This window comes from Streptomyces olivaceus, assembly GCF_000721235.1.
GTDB classification, from domain to species: Bacteria; Actinomycetota; Actinomycetes; order Streptomycetales; family Streptomycetaceae; genus Streptomyces; species Streptomyces olivaceus.
Genome location: NZ_JOFH01000014.1, coordinates 74,419 through 86,627 on the forward strand (window position 1 = coordinate 74,419; position 12,209 = coordinate 86,627).

Genomic DNA, 12,209 nt, shown 5'->3' on the forward strand with positions numbered 1-12,209 from the left:
ACGGACGACGGCGCGGCCGGTCCCGCGTAGGCGGAGAACGCGACGCGCGCGTGAAGCCCGTTTCCGGACCGCACGCGCGCGTGGGGGATGATTTCGGTCACTCGTTCCCGGTGTCGCCGGTGGCGCCGCCCTGGCCCTCGGTACTGCCGCCCGGCGCGGTCTCCCCGTCGCCCGGCGGGGACTCGCCGCCACCGCCCGGATCGGTCTCGCCGTCGCCCGACGTCTCCTCGGGCGGCGTCGTCGGTTCCGTCTCGCCGCCGGTCGGCTCGTTGGTCGGGCCCTGCGTCTGCGAGTGCGACGGCGTGTACGACGGCGTCCACGACGGGTCCCAGTCCCCACCGGTCCCCGCCCCGCCCGAGCCCTGCTCGGTGCCCGGGTCGGTGGTCTCCTCCGTCGCCTCGTCGCTGGGCGAGGAGCTGGGCGACTCCGTGCCGGTGCTCTGCGAGGTGGTCGCCGACGGGCTCTTGTCCGGGTCGCCGCCGCCCTTGCCGTCGCCGGAGTTGTTCAGAGCCAGCGCGACGCCCGCGGCGACGGCGATCACCGCGAGGACGGCCAGTATCCACAGCTTGCCGCGGCCGCTGCCCCTGTTGCCGCCACCCTCGAAGCCGCCGTCGTCGCCGCCGTAGCGGCCCGGCAGGATCGGCTGGGGGATCTGCTGGGTGCCGGACGCGCCGTGGCCGGGGTGGGGCAGCGCCGTGGTGCCCGCGAGCCCGGCGGCGGGCGTGTGCCGGCCGTCGTGCGCGGCGACCGGGCCGGTGTTCCAGGTGCCGGTGTGGCCGCCCTGCTCGTAGAGCATCTGCAGCCCGTACTGGACCAGGCCGCGCATCTCCTCGGCGGTCTGGAAACGGTCGTCGGGCTCCTTGGCCAGCGAGCGCATCACCAGGCCGTCCAGCTCCGGCGGGGTGGCGTCGGAGACCTCGGACGGGGGCGTCGGGATGTCCTGGACGTGCTGGTAGACCACCGACAGCGGGGTCTCGCCGGTGAACGGCGGGCGCAGCGCGAGGAGTTCGTAGAGCAGGCAGCCCGTCGCGTACAGGTCGGAGCGGTGGTCGACGGCCTTGCCGAGGGCCTGCTCCGGGGAGAGGTACTGCGGGGTGCCCATGACCATGCCGGTCTGCGTCATCGTCGACTGGGCGCCGTGCAGGGCGCGCGCGATGCCGAAGTCCATCACCTTGACCGCGCCGGCGTTGGTGATGATGACGTTGGCCGGCTTGATGTCGCGGTGCACGATGCCGTGCTGGTGCGAGTAGGCCAGCGCCTCCAGGACGCCGGAGACGATGATCAGCGCCTGTTCGGGGCCGGGCGCCTCGGCGTTGAGGAGGAGGTCGCGGATGGTGCGGCCCTCGACGATCTCCATCACGATGTACGGCACGGACTGGCCGCCGGCGACGTCCTCGCCGGAGTCGTACACGGCCACGATGGCATGGTGGTTGAGGCCCGCCACCGACTGCGCCTCGCGCGTGAACCGCGCCTTGGAGACAGGGTCTTCGGCCAGGTCGGCCCGGAGCAGCTTGACCGCCACGGTGCGCCCGAGGCGGACGTCCTCCGCGGCGAACACCTCGGCCATGCCGCCCCGCCCGAGTCTGCGGGTCAGCCGGTAACGGCCGTCGCCGACCAGGCCTCCGTTGCCCCAGTTCTCCGGCGCGTCAGACATACCGCCGCCAGATGCCTCGGGTTCGGACGGGCCCTGGGCGCGCTGCTGCTGTGCCATCAGTCCTCGCCGTCGTTTCTGCCCGCGGTACGCGCGGTGTTGTTACGGGGTCTCCGTCGGCCACGCTACAGCCTCAGCGGGGGCCTCCGGTCCGGGATGGGCGCCGGGACCGGACATCAGACGGACCGGTCATGAAACCCTGGTTCCGTACTGTCGTGCAAATTCTGTGCACCGGCACTGCGGCGGCTGTAACGCTTGCGCGACGCTTCTTTCGCGTACGGTCACGGATCGGGCACCACGCTTGACGTGTCAGTGCCCTGGGGCAGACTTGGCCGGGAATAGCACTTTCGATCACGAGCGCGCGTACCGCTGCCACCGGCGTTGCGGCGCCTACGGGGGACGCAGAGACATGAGCCAGGACGCCGGACAGGGCCGGTACGCGGGGCGGGCGCTCGCCGGCGGCCGCTACCAGCTGCGCGACTTGCTCGGCGAGGGCGGCATGGCCTCCGTGCACCTGGCGTACGACTCGGTCCTCGACCGCCAGGTCGCGATCAAGACACTCCACACCGAGCTGGGCCGCGAGCAGGCCTTCCGCGAGCGCTTCCGCCGCGAGGCCCAGGCCGTGGCCAAGCTCACGCACACCAACATCGTCTCGGTCTTCGACACCGGCGAGGACGAGCTGGACTCCCTGACGACGCCGTACATCGTCATGGAGTACGTGGAGGGCCGGCCGCTGGGCTCGGTGCTCGACGAGGACGTGCGGCAGCAGGGCGCGATGCCCGCCGACAAGGCGCTGAAGATCACCGCGGACGTGCTGGCGGCGCTGGAGATCAGCCACGAGATGGGCCTGGTCCACCGCGACATCAAGCCGGGCAACGTGATGATGACCAAGCGCGGTGTGGTCAAGGTCATGGACTTCGGCATCGCCCGCGCCATGCAGTCCGGCGTGACCTCGATGACGCAGACCGGCATGGTCGTCGGCACCCCGCAGTACCTCTCTCCCGAACAGGCCCTCGGCCGCGGCGTGGACGCCCGCTCCGACCTGTACTCGGTCGGCATCATGCTGTTCCAACTGGTCACCGGGCGCCTGCCGTTCGACGCGGACTCGCCGCTGGCGATCGCCTACGCGCACGTGCAGGAGGAGCCGGTCGCCCCCTCCTCCGTGAACAGCGCGCTGCCCCCGGCCGTGGACGCGCTGGTGGCCCGCGCGCTGAAGAAGAACCCCAACGAACGCTTCCCGAGCGCCGAGGCCATGCGGGACGAGTGCCTGCGCGTGGCCGCCTCCTTCCAGGCGGCCCCGCCAAGCATCGTGCCGGGCGCGAGCACGTCGAACGGCGCCGGTGTCGGCTCCGCGGTGTTCCCGCCCGTCGGCCAGGGCACCCCGGCGCCGACGGGCCCCGTCCAGACGCCGTACCAGCCGACGCCGGTCCCGAACCCGTACGGCACCCCGCCGCCCGCCACACACCCGCCCGCCTACGGCTATCCGCAGCAGGGCGGCGGCTACCAGACGCCCGCCCCGGCGCAGTACGGCCACCAGCAGGGCGCGGCCACACCGCCGCCGTACAACCTGGCACCGTCGGGCCCGGCGTCCGGCTCTGCGGGCGGCGGCAAAAGCAACAAGCCGGTGATCATCGGCTCGGCCGTGGTCGCCGTCCTGGCGGTCGGCGGACTGATCGCCGCGCTGCTGATGAACGGGAGCGGCGACGAGGACCCCGAGGCCGGCGGCGGCTCCCCCGGCGCCTCCGCGTCGGCGTCGAAGGCGGCGGACTACCGCGGGCCGGACAAGACGAAGACGATCGACGACGACAAGTGCACCGAGCCGGACGAGTCGTACAACGACCCCGAGAAGATCCAGGTGCCCAACTTCCAGTTCAAGTACATCGGCTCCGTCAAGGAGTGCTTCAACGCGGCGGGCTGGCGGATGAAGGTCGTCGACGTCGACGAGAACACCTACGGCGAGGGCTCGGTCCAGGACCAGTTCCCCGCGGCCGGCACCGACGTCGACCCCGAGGACATGCCGGAGATCCAGCTCAAGGTCTCGACGGGCAACCCGGCCGGCGGATGAGGGGCTGAGAGACGGACGAAGGGCCCGGCAGCGGATGCTGCCGGGCCCTTCGCGATGTCGGGACGGCCCCGGCCGGAACGGGAGGGCCCCGGCCGGAACGGGACGGCCCCGGCCGGAACGGGACGGCCCCGGCCGGGACAGGCCCGGAGGCCGGGGCACGCCTACAGGTGGGGCACGTCTACAGGTGGGGCACGTTTACAGGGTGGGACACGTCTACAAGTAGGGGCCGCCGGAGCGGCCGCCCGGGTGCGGGGGCTCCTCGCCCTCCCCGCCGGCGCCCGGCGGGAGCGCGCGGCGCATCGACTCCAGCTGGGCACGCGCGGCCATCTGCTGGGCGAACAGCGTGGTCTGGATGCCGTGGAACAGGCCCTCCAGCCAGCCGACCAGCTGTGCCTGCGCGATCCGCAGCTCGGCGTCGGTAGGGGTGGCGCCGTCCGTGAAGGGCAGGGAGAGCCGCTCCAGCTCCTCGACCAGCTCGGGGGCCAGGCCGTCCTCCAGCTCCTTCACCGAACTGGCGTGGATCTCCTTGAGCCGGGCCCGGCTCGCCTCGTCCAGCGGCGCGACGCGCACCTCTTCCAGCAACTGCTTGATCATGCTGCCGATCCGCATGACCTTGGCGGGCTGCTCCACCTGGTCGGTCACGGGGATCTCGCGGGAGTCTTCGTCACCGCCGCCGCCGAGCGCCATTCCGTCCTGGCCGACGACCAGGATCTGAGGGTTCTCCGGCGACCTGTCGTTCCTCGGCATCTCCATGCCGCCATTGTCGCGCACCGGGCGGCCGCGACCGGGCGGTGCCCCCCGCCCGAAGGGACCTCTTCACGTTCGGCCCAGTCCGGAATGCCGGAATGGCGGATGAGTGCGAGGCTTGTGCCGTCGAGTCTCGCGACCGGCCGTCCTCCGTCCCGGAGCGTCAGGGGCGTCACGAGGATCCACTGATCATCACATCGGGAGGGGCCACGGGCGTGACTCCATGGCTGCGCACACTGCGGGCGACAGGGCTGGTGGGAGCGCTGGCCCTCGGCGCCGTGGTGGCACCGCACGGGTCAGGGGCGGCGCACGGCGCCGGGAGCGGTCCGGCGGGCGCGGTGGTGGAGGCCGTGCCGTCGCCGGAGGCTTCGGGGGCGGCACCCGGCCGAGAGCCGGTGAGGGACGACGACGCGGAGGTTTCCGGCGGGCAGGACGGGCAGAGCGAGCAGCAGCGTACGGACGGCCCCGACCGCCCCGACGGCCACGAACGCCCGGCCCCCGGGGACATCCCCCACCGCCCCGACCGTCCCGACGACGCCGGACCCGCCTCCCCTCCCGCCGCGGACGCCGGGCCGGGCAGCGGCGCCGGGCGTGGTTCCGCGACGCCCTCGCCCTCGGCGTCCGGCACGTCCGCCGGCCCCTCGTGGCCGCGGCCGGGTGACGGGCCGGACGAGGAGAAGGGGCGGCCCGGCCGTGCCGAGGGGCGGGGAACGGGGGAGGACGGCACGGACGCGGGCACCGGGCACGGGACCGGCGGTGACGGCGACGGCAACGGCGACGACGTGGCGCCGGCCGAGGACCGGGCCGTCGCCGTGCCGCCCGGGGAAGCCACCCCGGCGCGCTCCTCGTCCCCGTCCTCGGCCCGGCCGCAGGAGGGCTCCTCCACGCGAGGGGTCGCCGAGCCGGTACTGCGGGTCCTGCCCCTCGGCAGCGGGCTGGTCCTCATCGGCCTCGGTCTTGCCCTGGCCTTCGTGGGCCTGCGGCTGCGCCGGGGGTAGTCGGCCCGGCGCCGGGGCAGCGGCACGGGCGGGACCGGCGTCTGCCCGGCCGGCCGCGCTGCTACGAGGCGGTGACCAGCAGCACCTTGCCGATGTGGCCGCTCTCCTCCACCACCCGGTGCCCGTCCCCGGCCCGGCTCATCGGCAGTTCCCGGTCGACGACCGGGCGGATGTGGCCCCCGGCGAACAGCGGCCAGACGTGCTCGCGCACGGCGGCGACGATGGCCGCCTTCTCCTCCAGCGGGCGGGCGCGCAGCGAGGTCGCGCTGACGGCGGCGCGCTTGGCGAGGAGCGTGCCGATGTCCAGCTCGCCCTTCCGGCCGCCCTGCATGCCGATGATCGCGAGCCGGCCGTTCACCGCGAGCGCCCGGACGTTGCGGTCCAGGTACTTGGCGCCCATGTTGTCGAGGACGACGTCGGCGCCGTTGCCGCCCGTCGCGTCCTTCACCTCGGCGACGAAGTCCTGCTCGCGGTAGTTGATCAGGATGTCGGCGCCCAGCTCGGCGCAGCGCTCCAGCTTCTCCTTGGTGCCCGCCGTGACGGCGACCTTCGCGCCGACCGCCTTGGCGAGCTGGATCGCCATGGTGCCGATGCCGCTGGAGCCGCCGTGCACGAGCAGCGTCTCGCCGGGGCGCAGGTGGGCGACCATGAAGACGTTCGACCAGACGGTGCAGACCACCTCGGGCAGGGCCGCCGCCTCCTTGAGGCCGAGACCCTGGGGCACCGGCAGCAGCTGTCCGGACGGGACGGCGACCTTCTCGGCGTAGCCGCCGCCCGCGAGCAGCGCGCACACCTCGTCGCCGACGGACCAGCCCGACACGCCGGGGCCGAGGGCGGCGACCCGGCCGGAGCACTCCAGACCGGGGTACGCGGACGCGCCGGGCGGCGGGTCGTAGTAGCCCTGGCGCTGCATGATGTCGGCGCGGTTGACGGCGCTGGCCGCCACCTCGACCAGGACCTCGCCCTCGCCGGGCTGCGGGTCGGGGACCTCGGCCCACACCAGCGCCTCGGGGCCTCCGGGTTCGGGAATCGTGATCGCATGCATGGAGGCGACGCTACTCCTCTGTCCCCGGCCCCCGTCGGTCCCCGGGCCGGGGACCTGCGGCGTCGGGGCCGTCCGCGGAAATCCCTTCGCACGACCGATGAGTTTGCGGGACGGTAAAGGTCTCCCCATGCGTATCCCAAGAACGCGGAAGGACCACCAGCCATGAGCACGCACACGTCCGGACTCGCGATCGAGACCGCGGGACTGGTGAAGACGTTCGGCGAGACCCGGGCCGTGGACGGGGTGGACCTGGCGGTGCCCGCCGGCACGGTCTACGGCGTCCTCGGTCCGAACGGCGCGGGCAAGACCACCACGGTGAGGATGCTCGCCACCCTCCTGCGGCCGGGCCCGCGTCTTCGGTCACGACGTCGTGCGCGAGGCGGACGCGGTACGCGGCCGGGTGAGCCTCACCGGCCAGTACGCGTCCGTCGACGAGGACCTCACCGGCACCGAGAACCTGGTCCTGCTGGGCCGGCTCCTGGGGCACGGCAAGGCGGCGGCGCGCGAGCGGAGCGAGCAGCTGCTGGCCGCCTTCGGGCTGACCGAGGCGGCGGCCAAGCAGGTCAAGCACTACTCCGGCGGCATGCGCCGGCGCATCGACATCGCCGCGTCCATCCTGAACACCCCCGACCTGCTCTTCCTCGACGAGCCGACCACCGGCCTCGACCCGCGCAGCCGCAACCAGGTGTGGGACATCGTGCGGGCGGTCGTCGCCCAGGGTACGACGGTGCTGCTGACCACGCAGTACCTGGACGAGGCCGACCAGCTGGCCTCCCGGATCGCGGTCATCGACCAGGGCCGGGTGATCGCGGAGGGCACCAAGGGCGAGCTGAAGGCCTCCGTCGGCGCAGGCTCCGTCCATCTGCGGCTTCGGGAGGCCCGGGAGCGGCCGGAGGCCGAGCGGGTACTGCGGGATCTGCTGATCGCCGAGGTGCAGCCGGAGCCCGACCCGGTGGCCCTGACCGCGCGCCTCGGGGCGGCGGCCAGTGACACCGCCGCCGACCAGGCCGCCAAGGCGCTCGCCGAGCTGGCCCGGGCCGGGATCACCGTCGACAGCTTCTCCCTGGGGCAGCCCAGCCTCGACGAGGTCTTCCTGGCACTGACCGGGCACGACACCGGCACCGGCCGGAGCGCCGCGGAGGGCGGCTCCGGCACCGACACGAAGGACGAGGTCACGGCATGAGCACGGCCACGAGCACCCGCGGCGGCGAACTCTCCTCGGTCAGCACCGAATCGCTGGCGGCCCTCCTGGTCGCCGGGGAGCGGCCGCCGCGGCCCGGCGCCCTGTCCGCGTCCCTGGCCTTCGGCTGGCGCGCGATCCTCAAGATCAAGCACGTGCCGGAGCAGTTGTTCGACGTCACCGCCTTCCCGATCATGAACCTGCTGATGTTCACGTACCTCTTCGGCGGTGCGCTGGCGGGTTCGCCCACCGACTACATCCAGTTCGTGCTGCCGGGCATCCTCGTGATGTCGGTCGTGATGATCACGATGTACACCGGGGTCTCGGTGAACATCGACATCGAGAAGGGCTTCTTCGACCGCATCCGCTCGCTGCCGATCTGGCGGCCCTCGGCGATGGTCGGCTACCTCCTCGGCGACGCCCTGCGGTACACCATCGCGTCCGTCGTGATGCTCTCGGTCGGACTGCTGCTCGGCTACCGGCCCGACGGCGGGTTCGTCGGCGTGGTCGCCGGGATCGCGCTGCTGCTGCTCTTCTCGTTCGCGTTCTCGTGGATCTGGACGATGTTCGGGCTGATGCTGCGCACCGAGAAGTCGGTCATGAGCGTGCATGATGGTGATCTTCCCGCTCACCTTCCTGTCCAACGTCTTCGTCGACCCGAGGACCATGCCGGGCTGGCTCCAGGTCTTCGTCAACAACAGCCCGATCACCCACCTCGCGTCCGCGGTGCGCGGCCTGATGGCGGGTGGCTGGCCGGGCGTCGAGATCGCCTGGACACTGGGCTGGGCGGGCGCGCTCCTGCTGGTCTTCGGCCCGGTCACGATGCGGCTCTACAACCGCAAGTAGAGCGACGGCGGGACGGTCGCGAGCGGCGCCGGCGTCAGTCGCGGGGGGAGCGGACGGGCGTCAGTCGCGGGGGAGCGGGCGGGCGTCGGGTGCCACGTGGGTGGCCGGCGTCGCCCGCACGATCGTGATCAGGCGGTCGGTCAGCTCCAGTTCACCCACGGCCGGGTCGTCGTACCCCAGCACCCGGTGCCCGCGCAGCACGCTCACCACCAGGTCGCTCGTCTCCCGGGGCTTCCTGCCCACCTCGGCCTTTATGACCGGCCGCTCGACGAGGTCGAGTCCGCTGCCCTGGCTGATGAGGTCCTCCATGACCATGCCGGCGGCGGGGCTGAGCACCGAGAGCCCGAGCAGCCGGCCGGCGGCGCTGGCGCTGGTGATCACGGCGTCGGCGCCGGACTGCTTCAGCAGCGGCGCGTTCTCCTCCTCGCGGACCGCGACCACGATCTTCGCGCCGCGGTTGAGCTGCCGGGCCGTCAGGGTCACCAGGACGGCCGTGTCGTCGCGCTGGGTGGCGATGATGACCTGCTTCGCCCGGAACACCTCCGCGCGGTTGAGTACGTCGCTGCGCGTCGCGTCGCCTATCACGCCCGCGTACCCGTGGGCGGTCGCGGCCTCGATGGCCTTGCCGCTGGGGTCGACCACGACCACCTGCTCCTTGCGCAGCCCGGTCGCGCAGACGGTCTGGATCGCCGACCGTCCCTTGGTGCCGAAGCCGACGACGACGGTGTGATCGCGCAAGGCGGACCTCCAGCGGTTCAGGCGCCACTCCTCCCGAGTGCGCTCGGTGAGGGCTTCCAGCGTGGTGCCGACCAGGATGATCAGGAACAGCACGCGCAGGGGCGTGATGAGGAAGATGTTGGTCAGCCGGGCGGCGTCACCGACCGGGGTGATGTCGCCGTATCCGGTGGTGGAGAGGGTGACGGTGGCGTAGTAGAAGGCGTCGAGAAGGTCGACGGAGCCGTCGGAGTTGTCGCTGTAACCGTCGGAGTCGGCATAGACGATGAAGGCGGTCGCCACCAGCACCACCAGGGCCAGGGAGAGCCGTTTGGCCACCTGGCGGATCGGGTGCTCCACCAGTTTCCTGGGGAGTTTCACCCGGTGGGTCACGAGGTGCTCGTCCGCCTGGCGGGCGATCGCGTCCTGGCCCGGAAGTTTCACGTGAAACACACTCCGATTCCGCCGGCGGCCCAGGGCAGATCGAGCAGCTCGGCCTCCTCCCCCGACCGCGCGCCACCGGGGGGTACGACGGCCAGCGCGTCGGCGGCGGCGATGCCGCGCAGCATGGCCGGGCCGTTGTAGTGCAGCGGCACGGCCGCGTCGCCGCGCAGCACGACGGGGACGAGACGGGTGTCGTACGGGTGTCCGTGCACCGCGTCCCGCAGGGGCACCGGGTACGGCTCGGGCGCCGGACGGGCGGCGAGGGTGCGCAGCAGCGGCTCGGCGAGGGTGAGCAGTCCGGAGACGGCGGCCAGGGGATTGCCGGGCAGACCGACCAGGTGCTGGTCGTCCTTCAGACGGGCCAGCAGCATGGGGTGGCCGGGGCGTACCTGGACGCCGTCCACGAGGAGTTCGGCGCCGGCCCGGCGCAGGATCGGGTGGACGTGGTCGACGGGTCCCGCGGCGGTGCCGCCAGTCGTGACGACGAGGTCGGCGTCGGAGGTCGTGACGGCGCGGTGCAGCGCCTCGGCGTCGTCGCCGATCCGGCGGACGGCGCGGACCTCGGCGCCCAGGGCCCGCAGCCACGGCGGCAGCATCGGGCCGAGCGCGTCCCGGATGAGGCCGTCGTGGGGCAGGCCCGCGGTGAGCAGTTCGTCGCCGAGGACGAGGACGTCGACGCGCGGGCGGGGGACCACCGTGAGGGTGTCGTACCCGGCGGCCGCGGCGAGGCCCAGTACCGCCGGGGTCGTGAGGGTGCCGACGGCCAGCAACTGGTCACCGGTGCGGCACTCCTGGCCGCGGGGGCGGATGTCCTGGCCGTGGACGACCCCGCGAGTGGGGTGCAGGCGGCCCCGGTCGTCGGTGCGGCCGTGCTCGGTGCGCAGGACGGCGGTGGTGTCCGGGGGGACGCGGGCGCCCGTGGCGACACCGGCGGCCTCGCCGTCGGTCAGGCGTGCGGGCTGCGCGTGCCCGGCCAGGACTCCCTCGTCGCGCACCGTCCAGGGGCCCGGTCCGGCGACGGCCCAGCCGTCCATCGCGGAGGTGTCGAAGGACGGCAGGTCGGTGAGGGCGGCCAGCGGTGCGGCCAGGGTGAGGCCGAGGGCGTGGTCGAGCGGCGCGGAGACCGGTGCGCGGCGGGCGGCGCGAGCGGCGGCGCGGGCGGCCCGCTCGGCGGTCGCTCGGGCCTCGGGCCAGGGAGTCGCGCGGTGGCGTTCCTCCGCCCGGCCGTGCCGCGCGGCGTCGTGCCCGGGGGAGCCCTGGTGCCTGTGGGTGTCCTCGTGCCGAGAGGTGTCGTGGTGCTGCGGCGCGTGCGAGCCCGGTCCGCCGTGGCCTCGGTGCGCCGGGCCGGAGTTCTCCTGCACGAGGGCGAGCGCCTCCTCGACGTCGAAACCGTCGGTCTCCGCGCCGGCCCGCGCGCCGCGGGAGGTCATCAGGCGTCCGGGCGGGGGTCGGGAGCGGCGTCGGGAGCCGGGCCGGGCCGGCTCTCGGCGGCGTCGGGCCCGGCGTCGGCGGGCTTGGTGGCAGTGGGCTCGGCGTCGGCGGGCCCGGCGGCGTCGGGCTTCGCGGCGTCGGGCCGGGTCTCGGCGGCCTCCTCGGCCCAGCGCAGGGCGAGGTCCGCGGCCTTGCGGGCGGCCTCGGCCACCGCTTCGGGACCGCCCTGGGCCCGCCCGACGGCGTAGCCGACCAGGAAGGTGGTCAGCGGGGCCGCGGGCCGGGCCACCGAGTGGGCGGCGTCGCGCGCGAGGTCGAGCAGGACGCCGGTGTCCACGTCGAGATCGATGCCCAGCTCGTCCTTGGCTGCGGAAATCCATTCGTCCAACACGTGACCATGCTCCCTGATGCGTGCCCTTGCGGTGGCGATGTCGTCCCAGGTGTCGCAGTCGAACGAGGCGACGGCGTCGGGGACGCGGGTGAGACGGAGGGCGCCGGTCAGCCGGCGCAGGGGCAGCCCCGCCGGACCGCCGTGGTCCCGGGCGAGCGCCGCCAGTTCGCGACGCAGCGCGGAGGCGCGGTACGCGGCGACGAGAGGCTGGTCCCGGCCGTCGGCGTCGGTCAGCAGCACGCCGTCGACGTCACCGTCCGCGAGGGCCGACAGCAGCCGCACGACGACGGGTCCGCCGAGGAACGGCAGGTCGGCGGAGACCACCACGACGTGCTCGGAGGTGGTGTGCCGCAGCCCGGCGGCGAGGGCGGCGAGCGGTCCGCCGCCGGGCGGGTCCTCGCGCGCCCAGGTCACCGGGCGCACGGTGGGCCGGGGCTCGGCGACGACGACGGTGGCGCGTGCTCCGGCGCAGGCGGTGAGCACCCGGTCGAGGAGCGCGCGGCCGCCCACCCTCAGTCCGGGTTTGTCGGCACCGCCCAGCCGCCGGGCGGCCCCGCCCGCGAGCACGACGGCGTCGTACCCGCCGGGTTCGGCACCCGGCGCGGGGCGGGCGCCGGCGCCGGGGTCGCCGGAGGACTCGTACGCGGTCACCCCCCGAGTATGGGGCCCTGCTGGATCACAGGGAACGCGGGGGAGG

At 73.8% G+C, this 12,209-nt stretch carries 8 protein-coding genes and 2 pseudogenes; 4 read left to right on the forward strand and 6 right to left on the reverse strand.

Features of this window, described 5'->3' with window-relative positions; translation table 11 throughout:
- Positions 1-97: 97 nt before the first annotated feature.
- Positions 98-1,711, reverse strand: a complete 1,614-nt coding sequence (locus tag IG94_RS0116305) for a protein kinase domain-containing protein (RefSeq protein WP_043483784.1) — start codon at positions 1,709-1,711, stop codon at positions 98-100.
- Positions 1,712-2,060: 349 nt separating this feature from the next.
- On the opposite strand from IG94_RS0116305, the gene IG94_RS0116310 reads away from it, so the two are divergent.
- The gene (locus tag IG94_RS0116310) at positions 2,061-3,716 is read left to right on the forward strand and encodes a protein kinase domain-containing protein (RefSeq protein WP_031036389.1); all 1,656 of its coding nucleotides are present in this window, start codon (positions 2,061-2,063) and stop codon (positions 3,714-3,716) included.
- Positions 3,717-3,929: 213 nt separating this feature from the next.
- On the opposite strand, the gene IG94_RS0116315 is transcribed toward IG94_RS0116310, so the two are convergent.
- Positions 3,930-4,469 carry a bacterial proteasome activator family protein gene (locus IG94_RS0116315; RefSeq protein WP_031036398.1) on the reverse strand — a complete coding sequence of 180 codons (540 nt, stop codon included), beginning with the start codon at positions 4,467-4,469 and terminating at the stop codon, positions 3,930-3,932.
- A 209-nt stretch (positions 4,470-4,678) separates the two neighbouring features.
- Between IG94_RS0116315 and IG94_RS43520 the strand changes: the two genes are divergently transcribed.
- On the forward strand, positions 4,679-5,461 hold the full coding sequence (locus IG94_RS43520) for a hypothetical protein (RefSeq protein WP_224326356.1): 783 nt from the start codon (positions 4,679-4,681) through the stop codon (positions 5,459-5,461).
- 61 nt (positions 5,462-5,522) lie between these two features.
- Here IG94_RS43520 and IG94_RS0116325 read toward each other — a convergent pair whose 3' ends face one another.
- On the reverse strand, positions 5,523-6,506 hold the full coding sequence (locus IG94_RS0116325; protein ID WP_031036410.1) for an NAD(P)H-quinone oxidoreductase: 984 nt from the start codon (positions 6,504-6,506) through the stop codon (positions 5,523-5,525).
- Positions 6,507-6,668: 162 nt separating this feature from the next.
- On the opposite strand from IG94_RS0116325, the pseudogene IG94_RS44345 reads away from it, so the two are divergent.
- Both IG94_RS44345 and IG94_RS38650 read left to right on the forward strand, forming a co-directional pair.
- A pseudogene (locus tag IG94_RS44345) lies at positions 6,669-7,689 on the forward strand (ATP-binding cassette domain-containing protein).
- A pseudogene (locus IG94_RS38650) lies at positions 7,686-8,532 on the forward strand (ABC transporter permease). Before IG94_RS44345 ends, IG94_RS38650 begins: the two co-directional pseudogenes overlap by 4 nt.
- A gap of 60 nt (positions 8,533-8,592) precedes the next feature.
- On the opposite strand, the gene IG94_RS0116340 reads toward IG94_RS38650, so the two are convergent.
- The 3 genes from IG94_RS0116340 to IG94_RS0116350 are packed head-to-tail and all read right to left on the reverse strand — an operon-like array spanning position 8,593 to position 12,163.
- Entirely contained in the window at positions 8,593-9,690 is a 1,098-nt protein-coding gene (locus tag IG94_RS0116340) for a potassium channel family protein (protein ID WP_031036413.1), read from the reverse strand.
- Positions 9,687-11,120 carry a molybdopterin molybdotransferase MoeA gene (locus IG94_RS0116345; protein WP_031036416.1) on the reverse strand — a complete coding sequence of 478 codons (1,434 nt, stop codon included), beginning with the start codon at positions 11,118-11,120 and terminating at the stop codon, positions 9,687-9,689. Before IG94_RS0116345 ends, IG94_RS0116340 begins: the two co-directional genes overlap by 4 nt.
- On the reverse strand, positions 11,120-12,163 hold the full coding sequence (locus IG94_RS0116350; RefSeq protein WP_078892321.1) for an NTP transferase domain-containing protein: 1,044 nt from the start codon (positions 12,161-12,163) through the stop codon (positions 11,120-11,122). The genes IG94_RS0116345 and IG94_RS0116350 overlap by 1 nt, the downstream gene beginning before the upstream one ends.
- Positions 12,164-12,209: the final 46 nt, after the last annotated feature.